This window comes from Citrobacter sp. (assembly GCF_050252275.1).
Lineage (GTDB): Bacteria > Pseudomonadota > Gammaproteobacteria > Enterobacterales > Enterobacteriaceae > Citrobacter_A > Citrobacter_A amalonaticus.
In genome coordinates this window covers 25,518-44,606 of the sequence record NZ_JBFWLF010000003.1, presented here as the reverse complement: position 1 = coordinate 44,606, position 19,089 = coordinate 25,518, and the positions used below count along the sequence as shown (strand labels likewise).

At 53.3% G+C, this 19,089-nt stretch carries 22 protein-coding genes and 1 pseudogene; 18 read left to right on the top strand and 5 right to left on the bottom strand.

The features are described 5' to 3' along the window. Positions 1 to 684 (bottom strand): annotated as a pseudogene (rlmG, locus tag AB7E14_RS00670) (23S rRNA (guanine(1835)-N(2))-methyltransferase RlmG); the annotation flags it as partial. 83 nt (positions 685 to 767) lie between these two features. Here rlmG and AB7E14_RS00665 point away from each other — a divergent pair. The 4 genes from AB7E14_RS00665 (at position 768) to sstT (ending at position 5,073) form a co-directional block, all read left to right on the top strand. Next, positions 768 to 1,271: a M48 metallopeptidase family protein gene (locus tag AB7E14_RS00665; protein WP_042998217.1), complete on the top strand. Its 504-nt coding sequence runs from the start codon at positions 768 to 770 to the stop codon at positions 1,269 to 1,271. Positions 1,272 to 1,340: 69 nt separating this feature from the next. After that, positions 1,341 to 2,339 (top strand): Gfo/Idh/MocA family protein, encoded by a 999-nt coding sequence (locus tag AB7E14_RS00660; protein WP_216081875.1) that lies wholly within the window; start codon positions 1,341 to 1,343, stop codon positions 2,337 to 2,339. A gap of 271 nt (positions 2,340 to 2,610) precedes the next feature. After that, a complete protein-coding gene (locus AB7E14_RS00655) occupies positions 2,611 to 3,576 on the top strand; it encodes a TerC family protein (protein ID WP_042998219.1) in 966 nt (321 codons plus the stop codon). 252 nt (positions 3,577 to 3,828) lie between these two features. Then, positions 3,829 to 5,073 carry a serine/threonine transporter SstT gene (gene sstT / locus AB7E14_RS00650; RefSeq protein ID WP_058587545.1) on the top strand — a complete coding sequence of 415 codons (1,245 nt, stop codon included), beginning with the start codon at positions 3,829 to 3,831 and terminating at the stop codon, positions 5,071 to 5,073. A 16-nt stretch (positions 5,074 to 5,089) separates the two neighbouring features. Here the strand turns inward: sstT and AB7E14_RS00645 are convergent, their stop codons facing one another. The 3 genes from AB7E14_RS00645 to uxaC form a co-directional block, all read right to left on the bottom strand. Then, a complete protein-coding gene (locus AB7E14_RS00645; protein ID WP_044328009.1) occupies positions 5,090 to 5,644 on the bottom strand; it encodes a YgjV family protein in 555 nt (184 codons plus the stop codon). A 98-nt stretch (positions 5,645 to 5,742) separates the two neighbouring features. Further along, the gene (locus AB7E14_RS00640; protein WP_044265554.1) at positions 5,743 to 7,230 is read right to left on the bottom strand and encodes a UxaA family hydrolase; all 1,488 of its coding nucleotides are present in this window, start codon (positions 7,228 to 7,230) and stop codon (positions 5,743 to 5,745) included. A gap of 14 nt (positions 7,231 to 7,244) precedes the next feature. Continuing rightward, positions 7,245 to 8,657, bottom strand: coding sequence for a glucuronate isomerase (uxaC, locus tag AB7E14_RS00635; protein ID WP_044328005.1), 1,413 nt, complete (start codon positions 8,655 to 8,657; stop codon positions 7,245 to 7,247). A 470-nt stretch (positions 8,658 to 9,127) separates the two neighbouring features. On the opposite strand from uxaC, the gene exuT reads away from it, so the two are divergent. The 12 genes from exuT to AB7E14_RS00575 all read left to right on the top strand — a co-directional run bounded on the left by exuT (position 9,128) and on the right by AB7E14_RS00575 (position 17,073). Then, entirely contained in the window at positions 9,128 to 10,429 is a 1,302-nt protein-coding gene (gene exuT, locus AB7E14_RS00630; protein ID WP_042998223.1) for a hexuronate transporter ExuT, read from the top strand. Between the two features lie 137 nt (positions 10,430 to 10,566). Further along, on the top strand, positions 10,567 to 11,343 hold the full coding sequence (exuR, locus tag AB7E14_RS00625) for a transcriptional regulator ExuR (protein ID WP_044328006.1): 777 nt from the start codon (positions 10,567 to 10,569) through the stop codon (positions 11,341 to 11,343). Positions 11,344 to 11,681: 338 nt separating this feature from the next. Then, a complete protein-coding gene (gene yqjA, locus AB7E14_RS00620) occupies positions 11,682 to 12,344 on the top strand; it encodes a DedA family general envelope maintenance protein YqjA (protein ID WP_042998225.1) in 663 nt (220 codons plus the stop codon). Between the two features lie 3 nt (positions 12,345 to 12,347). Next, the gene (mzrA, locus tag AB7E14_RS00615) at positions 12,348 to 12,731 is read left to right on the top strand and encodes an EnvZ/OmpR regulon moderator MzrA (RefSeq protein WP_042998226.1); all 384 of its coding nucleotides are present in this window, start codon (positions 12,348 to 12,350) and stop codon (positions 12,729 to 12,731) included. Between the two features lie 148 nt (positions 12,732 to 12,879). Continuing rightward, positions 12,880 to 13,248: a DUF1090 domain-containing protein gene (locus AB7E14_RS00610; protein WP_044265550.1), complete on the top strand. Its 369-nt coding sequence runs from the start codon at positions 12,880 to 12,882 to the stop codon at positions 13,246 to 13,248. A gap of 33 nt (positions 13,249 to 13,281) precedes the next feature. After that, a complete protein-coding gene (locus tag AB7E14_RS00605) occupies positions 13,282 to 13,587 on the top strand; it encodes a DUF883 family protein (protein WP_042998228.1) in 306 nt (101 codons plus the stop codon). A 2-nt stretch (positions 13,588 to 13,589) separates the two neighbouring features. Further along, on the top strand, positions 13,590 to 13,994 hold the full coding sequence (locus AB7E14_RS00600; protein ID WP_043001753.1) for a phage holin family protein: 405 nt from the start codon (positions 13,590 to 13,592) through the stop codon (positions 13,992 to 13,994). Beyond that, complete coding sequence (locus AB7E14_RS00595) at positions 13,984 to 14,277, top strand: YqjK-like family protein (protein ID WP_042998229.1); 294 nt, start codon at positions 13,984 to 13,986, stop codon at positions 14,275 to 14,277. Before AB7E14_RS00600 ends, AB7E14_RS00595 begins: the two co-directional genes overlap by 11 nt. A 274-nt stretch (positions 14,278 to 14,551) precedes the next feature. Continuing rightward, entirely contained in the window at positions 14,552 to 14,944 is a 393-nt protein-coding gene (locus AB7E14_RS00590) for a DoxX family protein (protein WP_042998230.1), read from the top strand. A gap of 68 nt (positions 14,945 to 15,012) precedes the next feature. After that, a complete protein-coding gene (locus AB7E14_RS00585; RefSeq protein ID WP_316962550.1) occupies positions 15,013 to 16,002 on the top strand; it encodes a glutathione S-transferase family protein in 990 nt (329 codons plus the stop codon). A gap of 123 nt (positions 16,003 to 16,125) precedes the next feature. Further along, positions 16,126 to 16,491 (top strand): DUF805 domain-containing protein, encoded by a 366-nt coding sequence (locus AB7E14_RS00580; RefSeq protein ID WP_316962551.1) that lies wholly within the window; start codon positions 16,126 to 16,128, stop codon positions 16,489 to 16,491. A gap of 222 nt (positions 16,492 to 16,713) precedes the next feature. Next, complete coding sequence (locus tag AB7E14_RS00575) at positions 16,714 to 17,073, top strand: DUF805 domain-containing protein (RefSeq protein ID WP_130097902.1); 360 nt, start codon at positions 16,714 to 16,716, stop codon at positions 17,071 to 17,073. A gap of 50 nt (positions 17,074 to 17,123) precedes the next feature. Here AB7E14_RS00575 and yhaJ read toward each other — a convergent pair whose 3' ends face one another. Then, positions 17,124 to 18,020 carry a DNA-binding transcriptional regulator YhaJ gene (gene yhaJ, locus AB7E14_RS00570; protein WP_044255829.1) on the bottom strand — a complete coding sequence of 299 codons (897 nt, stop codon included), beginning with the start codon at positions 18,018 to 18,020 and terminating at the stop codon, positions 17,124 to 17,126. A gap of 104 nt (positions 18,021 to 18,124) precedes the next feature. Here yhaJ and AB7E14_RS00565 point away from each other — a divergent pair, with 104 nt between their 5' ends. Further along, a complete protein-coding gene (locus AB7E14_RS00565; RefSeq protein WP_042998235.1) occupies positions 18,125 to 18,826 on the top strand; it encodes a pirin family protein in 702 nt (233 codons plus the stop codon). Positions 18,827 to 18,845: 19 nt separating this feature from the next. Beyond that, entirely contained in the window at positions 18,846 to 19,007 is a 162-nt protein-coding gene (locus AB7E14_RS00560) for a hypothetical protein (protein WP_316962552.1), read from the top strand. Positions 19,008 to 19,089: the final 82 nt, after the last annotated feature.

Below are 19,089 nucleotides of genomic sequence, written 5' to 3'. Positions count from 1 at the left end.
CCAGATTCTCTGGCAGATGCTGCATAAAGAAACGGGCGCCAGTATCCAGCCGGTGCGGGAGAAGACGTTGGCATGGTTGTGGATGGTCCAGTCGGTGCCTTCCAGTTTCCAGCTCAGCGTTTCCGGCGCATCAGCCAGAGCCGGCTCGCTGAAGGTGCAATTGATGAGACGCGCCTTTTTCCACGCCAGCGTGGTAGTCGTTGGACCGAGCACTTTCTCAAACAGCTCCAGCGTGGAGTTATGGATATCCCGCGCCTTCGCGCCAGCAATGATACGGGTTTGCGGGGTCACCACTTTTCGCAGCGCGCGCAGCTGTTGCTCAAGCAGTGCCAGCGTTTTCGGCACTTTGATCAGCACCACGTCCGGCGCCTGCGGGTACTCTGCCGTGCTGTCGAGAAACTTGACGCTGGACTCCGCGAGGTCGTTATGGCGCAGGTTTTCCCGCGTTGCCAGTTCGCTTAAATACGAATCACCAATGCTGTACGGCGACTGCTCCGCCAGCGCACAGCTTAGCGCACCGAAGGTATCATTCAGGATCAGCACCGGGCCGCGAATCTCCGTATCGTCCACCTGTTGCAGCAGATAATCATCGGCCGCTTCCCACGCCAACAGTGGGTTAACGTCGTCCGTTTCCGGGAAACGTTTTAGTGTCAGTGAACGGAAACCGTTGTCTGTGTGGCTCATCGGCCCTCCTGAATGGTAAAATTTCGGCGTATCCCGTAAAAGGGTGCGTGAGTATACACTTTTTATGATTTGCATGGGTGACGATGAGCCAATTAACTTACCTCCAGGGCTACCCGGAGCAACTGCTTTCTCAGGTGCGCACGCTGATTGCCGAGCAACGGCTGGGCGCGGTGCTGGAAAAGCGCTATCCGGGAACGCATGATTTCGCGACGGATAAAGCGCTCTGGCAATACACCCAGGATCTGAAAAATCAATTTCTGCGTAACGCCCCGCCGATCAACAAAGTGATGTATGACAATAAGATCCACGTGCTGAAGAATGCGCTCGGCCTGCACACAGCGGTCTCTCGCGTACAAGGCGGCAAGCTGAAAGCGAAAGCCGAGATCCGCGTCGCCACCGTGTTTCGCAACGCGCCGGAACCCTTTTTGCGAATGATCGTCGTCCACGAACTGGCACATCTGAAGGAAAAGGAGCACAACAAGGCGTTTTATCAGCTTTGCTGTCACATGGAACCGCACTATCACCAGTTGGAATTTGATACCCGCCTCTGGTTGACGCAGTTGTCGTTAAAGGAAACTGCGCAGTAGCGCACTGGCTTTGTCATAAAGGCGTGCTAAATTGACGACAGAATCCCTTTATGGAGCCTGAAGGCATTTATGATACGTTTCGCAGTGATTGGCACAAACTGGATCACCCGCCAGTTTGTGGATGCCGCCCATGAGACCGGCAAATATAAGTTAACCGCAGTCTATTCCCGCAGCCTCGAACAGGCGCAAACCTTCGCCAATGATTACCTCGTCGAGCATCTGTTTACCTCGCTGGATGCAATGGCGCAAAGCGAGGCGATTGACGCAGTGTACATTGCCAGCCCAAACTCGCTGCACTTTCCCCAGACCCAACTGTTTCTGAGTCATAAAAAGCATGTGATCTGCGAGAAGCCGCTGGCGTCGAATCTGGCCGAAGTCGAAGCCGCCATCGCCTGTGCGCGGGAAAATCAAGTGGTGCTTTACGAAGCGTTTAAAACCGCCAGTCTGCCTAACTTCCTGCTCTTACAACAATCGCTGCCGAAAGTCGGTAAAATGCGCAAAGCGTTCCTCAATTACTGTCAGTATTCGTCGCGCTATCAGCGCTATCTTGACGGCGAAAACCCGAACACCTTTAACCCGGCCTTCTCCAATGGCTCGATCATGGACATTGGCTTCTACTGCCTGGCTTCCGCCGTGGCGCTATGGGGCGAACCGCACAGCGTACAGGCCTCTGCCAGTCTGCTGGAGAGCGGCGTCGATGCCCACGGCGTGGTGGTGATGGACTACGGTGATTTCAGCGTCACCCTCCAGCATTCCAAAGTGAGTGATTCCGTTGTCGACAGTGAAATTCAGGGCGAAGCCGGATCGCTGGTGATCGAAAAAATCTCCGAATGCCAGAAGGTTTGTTTTGTTCCGCGCGGCGGGAAAACCCAGGATCTTACCCAACCGCAGCACATCAATACTATGCTGTATGAGGCACAGGCGTTTGCAGCACTGGTGGATGCCAATGAAGTGAATCACCCTGGATTGTCCAACAGTCGCATCACGGCAAAACTGTTAACCGAGATTCGTCGCCAGACCGGCGTCATCTTCCCGGCAGACGATGTCAGCCGCGCAGCGACTGCGTAAAACATTGTAAAACAGATGTTACAGGCCATTGACGGAATGCGTGGCCTGTCATATTTTGTTACCTGCAAAGGGGAGTAACTTCATTGTCGGTCGATCGTCATTACGATGTGTGAAAAACCACATCCGGTCACCGGGCAACGACAAAGGAATGCGCTAACGCATTCTTTTTTTGTTGTAAGTGAGACCTTGCCGGAAGGCGAGGTCTATGCATAAAAAAGCAGCGGCTGACGTCTTCCGACGTTGGCCGTTTTTTTATGTGTAAGGAATGATGATGAATACTGTCGGCACACCGTTGTTATGGGGCGGATTCGCTGTTGTTGTGGTGATCATGCTGGCTATCGACCTCTTTTTGCAGGGGCGTCGTGGCGTACATACGATGACCATGAAGCAAGCGGCTGCCTGGTCCCTGGTCTGGGTCACGCTCTCGCTACTGTTTAACGCTGCATTCTGGTGGTACCTGGTACAAACCGAAGGCCGCGCCGTCGCCGATCCGCAGGCGCTGGCGTTCCTCACGGGTTATCTGATCGAAAAATCCCTCGCCGTCGATAACGTCTTTGTCTGGCTGATGTTGTTCAGCTACTTCTCGGTGCCACCTGCCCTGCAACGTCGGGTACTGGTCTACGGCGTGCTGGGTGCCATCGTACTACGTACGATAATGATTTTTGCTGGTACCTGGCTGATTACGCAGTTCGAATGGATGCTGTATGTGTTTGGCGCTTTCCTGCTGTTTACCGGGGTAAAAATGGCGCTGGCGAAAGAAGATGACGCCGGCATTGGCGATAAACCACTGGTGCGCTGGCTGCGCGGGCATCTGCGCATGACGGATACTATCGAGAACGAACATTTCTTCGTGCGTAAAAAGGGTCTGCTGTATGCCACGCCGCTGCTGCTGGTATTGATCCTGGTGGAACTGAGCGACGTTATTTTTGCGGTCGACAGTATTCCGGCTATTTTTGCTGTTACGACTGACCCGTTCATCGTTCTGACCTCGAACCTGTTCGCGATTCTGGGCCTGCGTGCCATGTACTTCCTGCTGTCGGGAGTTGCAGAGCGGTTCTCTATGCTGAAATACGGTCTGGCGGTGATCCTGGTGTTTATCGGTATAAAGATGCTGATCGTCGACTTCTACCATATCCCGATTGCGATTTCGCTCGGCGTGGTATTTGGCATCCTGGTCGTGACGTTACTGATCAATGCCTGGGTCAACTACCAGCATGATAAGAAACAACAGGCGTAATTCTGTCGTGCCGGGCGACGCTAGCGCGTCCCCGGCCAATAGATAATCTGGCCTCTGCTTTTTGTAGAACATGTCACAATACTGTTAACACCAAGTTACAAAACATGACCGCAGCATGAAATCCAGCATATTTCGCTTCCCGAAGCGTTATCTTTCCTTATACTCAACCAGGCAAACACTTTGTTACATCCGGAAAGCGGCGTCCATAGAACGCGCGAAGGATGAGCAACAACACACTGTAAGGATCAAGAAATGACTACGCAACGTTCATCGGGGCTGCTACAGCGTTTGGCTCAAGGAAGCCTGGTTAAACAAATATTGGTCGGTCTCGTACTGGGGATCTTACTGGCATGGATTTCAAAACCGGCAGCCATTGCCGTTGGCTTGCTCGGCACATTGTTCGTCGGTGCGTTAAAAGCCGTCGCCCCGATTCTGGTTCTGATGCTGGTGATGGCGTCGATCGCCAACCATCAGCACGGGCAAAAAACCAGCATTCGCCCGATTCTGTTTCTCTATCTGTTGGGGACGTTTTCTGCGGCGCTCGCCGCGGTAGTCTTCAGCTTCGCCTTCCCTTCAACGTTGCATCTGGTCACCAGTTCGCATGATATCGTGCCACCGTCAGGCATTGTAGAAGTACTGCGTGGCCTGCTGATGAGCATGGTCTCTAACCCTATTGATGCGCTGCTGAATGCCAACTATATCGGCATCCTGGTGTGGGCGGTCGGCCTTGGTTTTGCCCTGCGTCATGGCAACGACACCACCAAAAATCTGGTCAATGATATGTCGAACGCCGTGACCTTTATGGTGAAACTGGTGATCCGCTTTGCCCCGATTGGTATTTTTGGTCTTGTCGCATCGACCCTCGCCACCACCGGCTTCTCCACGCTGTGGGGCTACGCGCAACTGCTGGTTGTGCTGGTCGGCTGTATGGCTCTGGTCGCGCTGGTGATCAACCCACTGCTGGTATTCTGGAAAATTCGTCGCAATCCGTATCCGCTGGTTTTTGCCTGCCTGCGTGAAAGCGGCGTTTATGCTTTCTTCACCCGCAGTTCAGCAGCGAATATTCCGGTGAATATGGCGCTGTGTGAAAAACTGAATCTGGATCGCGATACCTATTCCGTTTCTATTCCGCTGGGCGCCACCATCAATATGGCGGGCGCGGCGATCACCATTACGGTGTTAACGCTGGCAGCGGTGCATACGCTGGGCGTTCCGGTGGATCTGCCCACCGCGCTGCTGTTGAGCGTGGTCGCCTCGCTGTGCGCCTGCGGCGCATCCGGTGTTGCAGGTGGCTCGCTGCTGCTGATCCCGCTGGCCTGTAATATGTTTGGTATCCCGAACGATATCGCCATGCAGGTGGTTGCTGTCGGCTTTATCATCGGCGTGCTGCAGGATTCCTGTGAGACGGCGCTGAACTCCTCCACTGACGTCCTGTTTACCGCGGCAGCCTGCCAGGCTGAAGACGAACGTCTGGCGAATAACGCGCTGCGTAGCTAAGCCATAAACCCTTCCGTCATTTGGCGGAAGGGGTCTCTTCCTGTACGCTTTTCTCAATTTTGAATGGATCGATTCCCCGGCGTTTCATACGCCAGAAACGAATAATGTTCAGCCCGTTCATCACCAGAAAACTGCCTTCAATCAGCGTTCCGCCGATCGATCCCAGCCAGAAGTTGTGTACCACCCAACAGGCAGTCGCACACCACATCACGCAGCGCACCGTTAATCCTTTACAGCGGAACAGCGCCCAGGTACTGGCGAGCGTGCCGATGATGGGCAGAATTTCCATCGCATGCTGTAGTTTCGCCAGCCCTAGCACCAGGGTGAGGATAATGAACAGCGCCATCACCCACAGTTTGCGGGTGCGCATCGACACCAGAGTACGCACGGTATTGAGTTCCGCGCTCATCCCGGCGGGCCAGGCGCCCATCAGAAAGAAGTGTACGCCTATCGTGGCGCTATAGACGGCAAGCTGGAGTCGGAAGCGGTGCTCATCGCGGTTGAAAAACGTCGTAATGCCAATCAGAAACGCGAGCACACCGACGCCCTGAGCCAGCCAATACGCGGTCATAAACGACATCAACTCCATTAACAATGCCTGATGGCGCTGCGCTTATCAGGCCTGCCAGCGTAGGCCTGATAAGGCGTTTTGCCGTCATTCGGCACTTTTTACAACGTTACGCCGCTTTTAAAGATAGCCAGTTCGCGGAAATCATTGCGTTCGTTGCAGGTCTGCTTACCGTTGGCGAAATCGACGATGGTATCAATAAACTCATTCAGCAGTTGCGGCATCGCTTTGCCGTGGATTAACTGACCCGCATCAAAGTCGATCCAGTGCTTTTTCTTCGCCGCCAGTTCGCTGTTGGTGGCAATTTTCACCGTCGGCACAAATCCGCCGTAAGGAGTACCGCGACCGGTGCTGAACAACACCATGTGACAACCGGCACCCGCCAGCGCACTGGTGGCTACCGCATCATTACCCGGCGCGCTCAGCAGATTCAGACCGTGGGTTTTCAAACGCTCGCCGTAGCGCAGCACGTCAACCACCTGACTGGAACCCGCTTTCTGCGTGCAACCCAACGACTTGTCTTCCAGCGTGGTGATCCCACCGGCTTTGTTACCCGGCGAAGGGTTTTCGTAAATCGGCTGATTGTGGGCGATAAAATACTGCTTGAAGTCATTGACCATGGTGACCAGTTTGCCGAACGTTTCTTCGTCGCGACAGTGACTCATCAGCAATTGCTCCGCCCCGAACATCTCCGGCACTTCGGTCAGCACGGTGGTGCCGCCGTTGGCAATCATGTAGTCAGAGAAGCGACCAAGCATCGGGTTCGCGGTGATCCCGGAAAGCCCGTCTGAACCACCACACTCCAGACCAAACTTCAGCTCGCTCAGTTTCCCCGGCTCGCGTTTGTCGTGGCGCATCACGTCATAAAGCTGATGAAGATGCTCAAGTCCCGCCTCCACTTCATCGTCCTGATGCTGACAAATCATAAAGTGCACACGCTCAGGATTGAAGTCGCCCAGCGTTTCGCGGAAGGCATCGACCTGGTTGTTTTCACACCCCAGGCCAATCACCAGCACCGCGCCAGCGTTCGGATGACGGACCATGTTTTGCAGCATGGTGCGGGTGTTGATGTGGTCGTCGCCAAGCTGCGAGCAGCCGTAGGTGTGGCTGAACAGGAAGACACCATCAGTGCCCTCTGCATCATTCGTCTCTTTCAGAAAACGGCTCTGGATCTGGCGCGCAATCCCGTTGACGCAGCCAACGGTTGGCAGGATCCAGAGTTCGTTTCGTACCCCGACGTCCCCATTAGCGCGACGATAAATCTGCACGTCGCGATCCGCCGGTTGCGCAGGAAGATCCTGAAAATCGGGTTGATAGCGATACTCATCCAAATCGCTCAGATTGGTGCGAGTATTGTGGGCGTGAATATGTTCACCCGCCGCAATGTCCGTCAAAGCATGGCCGATAGGCTGACCATACTTAATCACGTACGCCCCTTTCCTGATGTCACTCAGCGCAAATTTATGTCCGCGAGCAATATCCTGGCGAAGCGTTACGGTGTGGTTGTCCACAGTGACTTCCGTTCCCTGCGCCAAATCAGCCAGCGCGACCGCAACGTTATCCTGCACATGGATTTTGATGTATTGCATATCAACCCCGGACCTTAGTTCAGTTCAATGGCGAAGTAATCACGCGCATTGTTAAAGCAAATGTTTTTCACCATCTCGCCCAGCAGTTGACTATCTGCCGGGGCTTCACCGGCCTGCACCCAGCGGCCAATCATCTGGCAGAGAATGCGACGGAAGTATTCGTGACGGGTATAAGACAGGAAGCTGCGGCTGTCGGTCAGCATGCCGACAAAGCGGCTTAACAGACCCAATTGCGCCAGTTGCGTCATCTGACGTTCCATGCCGTCTTTCTGATCGTTGAACCACCAGCCGGAACCGAACTGCATTTTGCCCGGCATCCCTTCCCCCTGGAAGTTGCCGATCATGGTGCCCAGCACTTCGTTATCGCGCGGGTTCAGGCAGTAGAGAATGGTTTTCGGCAACAGGTTTTCTTCATTCTGTTTGCTGAGCAGTTTTGATAACTCTTCCGCCATCGGACGGTCGTTGATAGAGTCAAAGCCCACATCCGGCCCCAGCAGTTTGAACTGGCGCAGGTTGTTATTGCGCAGGGCGCCAATATGGTATTGCTGTACCCAACCGCGACGCGCATATTCCGCCCCCAGGAACACCAGCACAGCCGTTTTGAACTGCGCCACTTCATGTTCGTTCAGCGTCTCGCCTGCCAGGCGACGTGCCAGAATGCTATCCAGTTCAGCGTCGCTGGACTCTGCGAACAGCACCACATCCAGCGCGTGGTCGGAAACTTTGCAGCCGTGCGCCGCAAAATGATCCAGACGTTTGGTCAGCGCGCTTTGCAGATCGGTAAAGCGGCGAATGTCGGTGTCCGACACTTCACCCAGTTTTGCCATGTAATCGTTGAAGGTCGCCTGCTCAATATTGAAGGCTTTATCCGGACGCCAGCTTGGCAAAACTTTCACGGAGAAGCTGCTGTCTTTTGCGACCGTTGCGTGATGCTCCAGCGAATCGATCGGATCGTCAGTCGTGCCGACCATTTTCACGTTCATCTGCTGCATGATGCCGCGTGCGGAGAATTCATCCTGCGCCAGCAGTTCGTTGCACTGATTCCAGATTTCGTCCGCCGTCGACGGAGAAAGCAGCTTACCTGTCACGCCGAATGGGCGACGCAGTTCAAGGTGCGTCCAGTGGTATAACGGGTTGCCGATCGTATGCGGAACCGTCGCCGCCCACGCGTCAAACTTCTCGCGGTCGGAAGCGTCGCCGGTACACAGGCGCTCAGCGACACCGTTAGTGCGCATCGCGCGCCATTTGTAATGGTCGCCTTTCAGCCAGATGTCATACAGATTCTTGAACCGGTAGTCTTCGGCGATTTGCTGTGGCGGCAGATGGCAATGGTAATCGAAGATAGGCTGGTCTTTCGCATAATCATGATACAGACGGCGGGCAAATTCAGTATCAAGTAGAAAATCTTCTGTCATAAACGGGGTCATTATCGTCTTCCTCTCAACGAGTGCGTCTGATTGCTTATGTAGCGATGCTGACAAAGTTATCACACCAATTTCCATAGCCTGTAGATATTTTCGTGAGGTAGATCAATAAATGCCGACAAATTGTTTACCCTCGAAGTGGTAAACATCGCCTCAAGCCGCGCCAGCTCTGGCATCGCCTAATCGAAATAATAACCACGCTAAGATTCATACTTTTGTGATGGCACTCACCTTTTAAAGTTGTATGACAAGTTATCTTTCTGCCGTCGCGATACATAAGCCGACGGAATGCATAGTTACCGATGATTCATCATCGGATTGACCGGTACGGAAACCGAATTAGCAAAATTTATTTATGGCAACGTTCGGGCGTACCGGCTTTTTTTGGTTACCCCGTCGTAAACAGCATCCTCTGCCACAGGCAGGAAGATGACCGCGATCTTTGCGGAAATAACAAAACGATGAGGTTTTACATGCGTAAAATTAAAGGGTTACGTTGGTACATGATTGCGCTGGTGACGCTTGGCACCGTGCTGGGTTACCTGACGCGTAACACTGTGGCGGCAGCTGCGCCAACTCTGATGGAAGAGTTGCACATCTCCACCCAACAGTACTCCTATATCATCGCAGCCTATTCTGCTGCTTACACTGTCATGCAACCTGTTGCCGGCTATGTGCTGGATATACTGGGCACCAAAATAGGCTATGCAATGTTTGCCGTGTTATGGGCCGTTTTCTGTGGCGCAACCGCATTGGCAGGAAGCTGGGGGGGCCTGGCGCTGGCGCGCGGCGCGGTCGGTGCGGCAGAAGCCGCGATGATCCCGGCGGGGCTGAAAGCCAGTTCCGAATGGTTCCCGGCGAAAGAACGCTCCATTGCGGTCGGCTACTTTAACGTCGGCTCCTCTATCGGTGCGATGATTGCCCCGCCGTTGGTTGTCTGGGCGATCGTGATGCACAGCTGGCAGATGGCGTTCATTATCTCTGGTGCCCTGAGCTTCATCTGGGCCATGTCCTGGCTTATCTTCTATAAGCATCCGCGTGACCAGAAAAAACTGACGGACGAAGAGCGCGACTACATTATTAATGGCCAGGAAGCGCAGCACAAAAACAGCACCAAAAAGAAAATGTCACTCGTGCAGATCCTGCGTAACCGCCAGTTCTGGGGTATCGCCCTGCCGCGTTTTCTGGCAGAACCGGCCTGGGGGACGTTTAACGCCTGGATCCCGCTGTTCATGTTCAAAGTCTATGGCTTTAACCTGAAAGAAATTGCAATGTTCGCCTGGATGCCGATGCTGTTTGCTGACCTCGGTTGCATCGTGGGGGGTTACCTGCCGCCGCTGTTCCAGCGCTGGTTTGGCGTCAACCTGATTGTCTCACGAAAAATGGTCGTTACGCTGGGTGCCGTGCTGATGATTGGCCCAGGTATGATCGGTCTGTTCACCAGCCCGTACATCGCCATCATGCTGCTGTGTATTGGTGGTTTTGCTCACCAGGCCCTGTCCGGTGCGCTGATTACACTCTCTTCTGATGTCTTTGGTCGTAACGAAGTGGCCACGGCGAACGGTCTGACTGGGATGTCTGCCTGGCTGGCGAGTACGCTGTTCGCCCTGGTGGTCGGTGCGCTGGCAGACACCATTGGCTTCAGCCCGCTGTTTGCAGTACTGGCCGTGTTCGACCTGTTGGGCGCGCTGGTTATCTGGACCGTGCTGCAAAACAAACCGGCCAGTGAAGTCGATTCTGGCCCGCAGTTTGATGAACCGGCAGCGCAAAGTTAGCCTGCCGACGGATAACGCATAAGCAATCTCAGCCGCCTGCTGGCACTCGCAGGCGGCTTTTTCGTTTCTGCGTATAGAGCCAAACTCGCGAAAGTGGTATAACAAATACAGTCTGCCGTATCATGCCTGGAGTGCATATGGAAATCACCGAACCACGACGTTTGTATCAACAACTTGCTGCTGATTTAAAAGAGCGCATCGAACAGGGCGTTTACCTGGTGGGTGATAAATTGCCTGCAGAGCGTTTTATTGCCGATGAAAAAAATGTCAGCCGTACCGTGGTTCGTGAAGCTATCATCATGCTGGAAGTCGAAGGGTATGTTGAGGTCCGTAAGGGGTCCGGGATTCATGTAATTTCCAACCAACCGCGCCACCAGCAGGTCACCGACGAGTCGCTGGAGTTTGCCAACTATGGTCCTTTTGAATTACTCCAGGCGCGTCAGCTTATCGAAAGCAATATTGCGGAGTTTGCCGCCACCCAGGTCACCAAGCAGGACATCATGAAACTGATGACGATCCAGGAAAAGGCGCGCAACGAAAAATGTTTCCGCGACTCCGAATGGGACCTGCAATTCCACATTCAGGTCGCGTTAGCCACGCAGAACTCCGCCCTGGCCGCTATCGTGGAAAAAATGTGGACTCAGCGCAGTCACAACCCATACTGGAAGAAACTGCACGAACATATTGATGCGCGTACCGTCGATAACTGGTGCGACGACCACGATCAAATCCTGAAGGCACTGATCCGCAAAGACCCGCATGCGGCAAAACTGGCGATGTGGCAGCATCTCGAGAACACAAAAATCATGCTGTTCAATGAAACCAGCGACGATTTTGAATTTAATGCTGACCGTTATCTGTTTGCCGAAAATCCGGTCGTTCATCTCGATACGGCGGCTAACGCGACAAAATAAACGTTCCTGATTCGACAGGCGCGCCGTTGCGCCTGTCAGTAAGCGAAAGGTATAAAGTGTCAGCCTGTGTAAATCCTCTCGCCACCCTCTCCTGCGATCAGCAAAATCACATTTCAAGGACGTGTAATTTCTATAACGGACTACGTTGACCTTTGTTACAATTAGATGCAATTCGAATTTATGTTTGTCAGTGCTTGCTTACTTCATAACTTTTAACAGGGAATAGTTCAGGCCGCGGCTTTGCGCCGTCCGCACACCATGTAAAACACTAACAATGATGCGGCGTAGCAAACTGTTTAACCCGGCGTGACGTTAACCAATTCGACCTGGAATACTGAATGGAACTTTTGACTCAATTACTGCATGCCCTGTGGGCGCAGGATTTTGAAACACTGGCCAATCCTTCCATGATTGGCATGCTGTATTTTGTTTTATTTATGATTCTGTTTCTGGAGAACGGGTTGCTGCCAGCCGCCTTTTTACCTGGCGACAGCTTGCTGGTGTTAGTGGGTGTTCTGATTGCCAAAGGCGCCATGGGCTTTCCGCAAACCATTCTGTTGCTGACCGCAGCCGCAAGCCTCGGTTGTTGGCTGAGCTATATTCAGGGCCGATGGCTGGGCAATACCCGCATCGTACAAAACTGGTTATCGCACCTGCCGGCCCACTATCATCAACGCGCTCACCATTTATTCCATAAGCATGGTCTTTCCGCCCTGCTGATTGGTCGTTTTATCGCGTTTGTTCGTACCTTGCTGCCGACCATCGCTGGCTTATCCGGCCTGAATAATGCCCGCTTTCAATTTTTCAACTGGATGAGTGGCTTGCTGTGGGTGCTGATTTTAACCAGCCTGGGTTATCTGCTGGGGAAAACGCCGGTGTTTCTGAAGTATGAAGATCAACTGATGTCATGCCTGATGCTGTTACCCGTCGTGCTACTGGTTTTTGGCCTGGGCGGTTCACTGGTCGTCCTGTGGAAAAAGAAATACGGGAATCGAGGGTAAGGGATGCTGAAACCGCGTATAACCCTTAAACAACTGGCCTGGAGCACCGCGTTTCTGCTGACGTTGAGCGCCATGCTGTTGGTCTGGTCAACGGTTCGTCAGCAAGAATCCACGCTGGCGATCCGTGCCGTCCACCAGGGGGCCAGCATGCCGGACGGCTTCTCGATCTGGCATCACCTCGACGCTAACGGCATTCGTTTTAAAAGCATTACACCAAAGAACGACACTCTGCTCATCACTTTCGATTCCAGCGCCCAGAGTGCCGCCGCCAAAGCGGTGCTCGACAAAACGCTGCCGCGCGGCTACATCATTGCCCAGCAGGATGATAACAATCAGGCCGTCCAGTGGTTGTCACGTTTACGCGATACGCCACATCGGGTAGGGTAATCTCCAGGAATCCGAATCATATCACCCACTTTGGTGATTTCTGCGATTAATGTCTATGATTAATGAGGCGATGGGGTCACCCTGTCGCTTTATCACTGGATCATCGTTCCTGAATTCATGGGGACGAGTCACAATGGAAGGTTCAAGAATGAAATACCGCATCGCTTTCGCTATCTCCCTTTTCGCTTTCAGTGCTGGCAGCTACGCTAACACGCTTTGCCAGCAAAAAGAGCAGGATATTCAACGGGAGATCAGCTACGCCGAGAAGCACAATAACCAGAATCGCATCAATGGGCTGAAAAAAGCACTCAGCGAAGTCAGGGCCCACTGTACTGACAGCAAGCTGCGTGCCGATCATCAGGAAAAAATTGCTGAGCAGAAAGAAGAGATCGCCGAACGTCAGCGCGACCTCGCCGAAGCGAAGCAAAAAGGCGATGCGGACAAAATTGCCAAACGCGAGCGTAAACTGGCTGAAGCGCGAGCGGAACTGAAAGAGCTCGAAGCTCGCGACTACTAAGTATCAGTACCACTTACTCACCTGGAGAAAACTATGTCGAAAGAAAACACATCGGAACATCTGCGCGCTGAGTTGAAATCCCTGGCCGATACGCTGGAAGAGGTGCTGAACTCCTCTGGTGATAAATCGAAAGAAGAGTTGAGTAAGATCCGCAGCAAAGCCGAGCGCGCGCTAAAAGAGAGCCGCTATCGCCTCGGTGAAACGGGTGATGCCATTGCTAAACAGACTCGTGAAGCCGCTGCGCGTGCTGACGACTATGTGCGCGAAAATCCGTGGACCGGCGTCGGGATTGGTGCGGCCGTGGGCGTCGTGCTGGGCGTTCTGCTGACGCGTCGTTAATGATGGCGGATCCTCATCACGCGCAAGGGCCCGGGAAAAGCGTTCTGGGTATCGGGCAGCGGATTGTCACTCTTCTCGTTGAGATGGTGGAAACGCGGTTACGTCTGGCCGTCGTCGAGCTTGAAGAAGAAAAGGCGAACCTTTTTCAGCTTCTGCTGATGCTGGGACTCACCATGCTCTTCGCTGCATTTGGTTTGATGAGCCTGATGGTGTTAGTCATCTGGGCCGTTGACCCGCAGTATCGGCTCAACGCGATGATTGCCACCACGGTCGTGCTGCTGGCACTGGCGCTGATTGGCGGGATATGGACGCTGCGAAAAGCGCGGCGCTCCACATTGTTACGCCATACGCGCCATGAACTGGCAAATGACCGGCAATTGCTCGAGGAGGAGAGCCGTGAGCGGTAAAGTCGAACGTGAACAACGTAAGGCCCGACTGCTTCGTGAGATCCAACAGCAACGGCTGGATCTTTCAGCCAGTCGTCGTGACTGGCTGGAAGCAACGGGCGCTTACGATCGTGGCTGGAACACCCTACTGAGTTTGCGCTCCTGGGCGCTGGTCGGCAGCAGTGTGATGGCCGTCTGGACGATTCGCCACCCTAACCTGCTCGTGCGTTGGGCAAAGCGCGGGTTTGGCGTGTGGAGCGTCTGGCGACTGGCTAAAAAGACGCTACGATCAACCGTTGCCTGAGGGTGCTTCGCTTATCCGACTCTCACATTCAATAGGTAGGCCGGATAAGGCGTAGCCGCCATCCGGCAACGGTACCAGGAGCGCTTCGCTTACCCATCCACAATACCACCCCACTACAAAATCAAATTTTTTGAAAAATATTGACAGTTTTCCTTGCTAACAATTCTCATTCTTCACGCTTATGATTCCCTCCATCGACAGCAATGACGCGGAACGCCGCGAAATTGCACCCAAAAAACAAACTCAGCAGTCTGTGTAGTTCCTGGAGAGAAGAATGAAAAAATTAGAAGATGTTGGTGTACTGGTAGCGCGTATTCTGATGCCAATCCTGTTTATTACCGCAGGTTGGGGAAAAATCACCGGTTACGCAGGTACCCAACAGTATATGGAAGCGATGGGCGTTCCGGGATTCCTGCTGCCACTGACCATTTTGCTTGAGTTCGGCGGCGGTCTGGCGATTCTGTTCGGTTTCCTGACCCGTACCACCGCGCTGTTTACCGCAGGCTTTACACTGCTGACCGCATTTATCTTCCACAGCAACTTTGCGGAAGGCGTGAACTCACTGATGTTCATGAAAAACCTGACCATCGCTGGCGGCTTCCTGCTGCTCGGCATCACCGGTCCGGGCGCATTCAGTCTCGACCGTGTACTGAACAAAAAGTGGTAAGCGCTCTATAATGAATGAAAAAGAACGAGGGGATTTTCTCCTCGTTTTTGCTATCTGAGGGAAAAAACATGGGACAACTGATCGACGGCGTCTGGCATGATACCTGGTATGATACCAAATCCACCGGAGGAAAATTTCAACGTTCGGTATCGGCATTCCGCAACTGGCTCACGGCGGATGGCGCGCCGGGTCCTTCCGGCGAAGGCGGTTTTGCGGCAGAAAAAGACCGCTATCACCTGTATGTTTCTCTCGCCTGTCCGTGGGCGCACCGTACGTTAATCCTGCGTAAGCTCAAGGGTCTGGAGCCGTTTATCTCCGTCTCGGTCGTAAATCCACTGATGCTGGAACACGGCTGGACCTTTGACGATGATTTTCCGGCGGCTACAGGCGATACCTTATATCAGCACGAATTTCTGTATCAGCTTTACCTGCACGCCGATCCCCATTACAGCGGCCGCGTCACCGTGCCTGTCTTGTGGGATAAAAAGAACCATACGATTGTCAGTAATGAATCTGCTGAAATCATTCGCATGTTCAATACGGCGTTCGATGCGCAAGGGGCAAAAGCCGGGGACTACTATCCCCCAGAACTGCGCAACAAGATCGACGAACTGAACGGCTGGATTTATGACAACGTTAACAATGGCGTCTATAAAGCGGGCTTCGCTACCAGTCAGCAAGCCTATGATGACGCGGTAGAAAACGTCTTTACCGCGCTGGCGCGGCTGGAGCAGATCCTCGGTCAGCATCGCTATCTGACAGGTAATCGGCTTACAGAGGCTGATATTCGCCTGTGGACAACACTCATCCGCTTTGATCCGGTGTATGTCACGCATTTCAAATGCGACAAGCATCGCATCAGCGACTATCTCAATCTGCATGGTTTCCTGCGCGATATTTATCAGATGCCAGGCATCGCGGAAACGGTCAATTTTGACCATATTCGCCACCACTATTTCCGCAGCCATAAGACGATTAACCCGACAGGCATTATCTCCATTGGCCCGTGGCAGGATCTCAACGAACCACACGGGCGTGACAGCCGTTTCGCCAGGTGAACCCAGGCACCCTTCAGGGTGCCTGCTCTATTTACCCTTCAAATATTTACCCCCTCATCATTCGCAACTATTCTTTCTTTGATTGCTTTAAAAACAAGTGATTGACACACGATTGAGGTAAAAATGGATTGGTACTTAAAGGTTTTAAGAAATTATATCGGCTTTGGCGGACGCGCCCGGCGGAAAGAGTACTGGATGTTTATTCTGGTCAACGTCATTCTGACATTCGTTCTCGGCGTACTGGATAAACTCCTGGGCTGGCAGCGTGCCGGAGGAGAGTGCATTCTGACAACGATTTACGGAATTCTCGTCTTTTTACCCTGGTGGGCAGTTCAGTTTCGACGTCTGCATGACACCGATCGATCGGCCTGGTGGCTGTTATTGTTACTGATCCCCGTCATCGGCTGGCTGGTGATCCTCATTTTTAACTGTCAGGACGGCACGCCAGGCGAAAACCGCTTCGGACCTGACCCAAAATCTCTCCCCTGAGGAAATGAAAGGCAGCGTTACCCGCTGCCTTGATCCTTTTATTTACGCCAACCTGTTGTTCTGGTTAGCGCCCGGATACTAATTCAGATGTAAAACATATTTCTTAAAACTATTAAGAATAGATATATTTTTCTGAGATTTTCTTAATTAATTAGAATGCAAATGACCTTCATAAAATACCATGCTATATTTTGCCCTCTTTTGAATTAATAAGGATGTTATATGAATTGGTATTTGAGTGTAATAAAGAATTATACCGGCTTCAGCGGTCGCGCACGTCGAAAAGAGTACTGGATGTTTGTGTTGATCAACATGATCATCTGTGCAGTCCTGAATGTTATTCAGGCCGTAATCGGCATGGAAACACCCTATATCTCAATGCTTTATAGCCTTGGCGTTCTCCTGCCGAGCATTGCGGTGGCGATCCGTCGTTTGCACGATACCGAGCGCTCCGGCTGGTGGTTGCTGCTCAGCCTGATTCCGATTATCGGAACAATCGTTATTATTGTATTCCTGTGTCAGAACGGGACTGCCGGTGCTAACCGTTTTGGTGCCGATCCTAAGCAAAACGAGATTAATTAATCCTGTTTCGGGGCAATCTTTTTGCCCCGATATCAGTCATCCGCAACGCGTTATTTTTTCATAAAGAGCTTGGGTATTTCACGCAGGCACCAGGCCTTTGCTTCTCCCATACTGTCTCGCCGCCAGGCCATAATGATGTCAATCTCGCTGGTCGATTCCGGGCTGACCACGCGCAGCCGTCCTTCTGCAATATCCTGTTCCACCAGCGGATACGGCATCGTCGCCACCCCTAAGCCTGCCAGTAACGCCTGACGCTTATCTTCGATGGTGCTGACGGTGAGGCGCGCTTGCTTATCCAGCAGTTGCACGGTTAATACCGGACGTTCACGCGCGGTATCCGCGACCGCTACGCCGCGATACTTCACCCGCGTCACTTCCGACAGCGGTTCCGGCTCCTGATGAATCGGGTGATCCGGCGCGGCAACATAAACGTTCATCAGGGTATACAGCTTGCGGGAGTTAATTTCTGACGATGAACGAAAGTGCATGTCCGGTGCCACCACAATATCCGCCCGGCCCTGTTCCAGGCGTTCCCACGCTCCCGCCAGCACCTCGGTGATCACTGAAAGCTGCGTATTGGCTTTAACAGCCAGTTTGTCGATCAGCGGGAAGAAGGCCGGGGTCGGCACCAGCGCCTCGGTCACAATAGTCAGATGCGTCTCCCACCCTCGCGCCAGCGCCTCAGCGTCTGTGGTGAGCTTATCTGCCGCCTCCAGCAAGACGCGCCCTCTTTCCAGCAGCATACGCCCAACGTTGGTGAATTTTGTGCGGTGTCCGGAGCGGTCAAATAGCACGACATCCAGTTCCTCTTCCAGCTTCTGCATGGTGTAGCTGAGTGCAGACGGCACGCGTCCCAGCTCATCCGCCGCAGCGGCGAAGCTACCGCGGCGATCTATCGCGTCCATTACGCGTAATGCCTCAAGCGTTAATGCCCTTTCTTTGGCCATATCGTTCTCATTCAGGAAATTTGAACATACCGGGCAGAATATCTGGCTAACAATGCAGCGTCCAGCCCCTTAACATAAAAGGAAGTAAAGAGAGGTCAAGAACTATGATTACTACCCGAACAGCCAAACAATGCGGACAAGCAGACTACGGCTGGCTGCAGGCCCGTTATACCTTCTCCTTTGGACACTATTTCGACCCGAAACTGCTGGGCTACGCATCGCTGCGCGTGCTCAATCAGGAAGTACTGGCACCCGGCGCGTCCTTCCAGCCGCGCACCTGGCCAAAGGTGGACGTGCTCAATCTGATTCTTGAAGGCGTTGCAGAGTATCGTGACAGTGAAGGCAACCACGTGCAGGCCCAGGCGGGTGAAGCGTTGCTGCTCGCGGCGCAGCCGGGTATCAGCTACAGCGAACATAATATCAGCAAAGACAAACCGCTTACGCGTATGCAATTGTGGCTCGACGCCTGTCCTGAACGCGAGAATGCTCTGGTGCAGAAGACAAAACTGACGAAAGTTAAACAGCAACTGATCGCCTCACCCGATGGTGAGAACGGCAGTCTACAGCTGCGCCAGCAGGCGTGGGTACACCATATTGAGCTGGATCAGGGCGAGTCGCTGAGTTTTCAGCTTCACGGTCCGCGCGCTTATTTGCAGTCCATTCATGGCACCTTTCACGCCGTCACCCACGATGAAGCGCGTGAAGCGCTGACCTGTGGCGACGGGGCTTTTATTCGTGACGAAGCTAACATAACGCTCGTTGCCGATACGCCGTTACGCGCTTTGCTGATAGATTTGCCGGTGTAATCGGTAACCGGAGTGGTGTATGAGTAAGAAAGCAAAAAAACAGGCCCCGACAGGGAAAGTGGCAACGGCAGAAACCAACACCGCGCCCCGTGTGTTTGACTACGAGGCGATGCTGACCGAGCTGGAAGCAATTGTCGCAGACGCCGAGGTCCGGCTGGCCGAGGAAGAAGCTGCCGCCTGAACCTCATTGCCGGATGACTGCGCAAGTGCCTTGTCCGGCCTACATATTCGTAGGCCGGATAGCGTCGCGCCTTCAGGCAGTC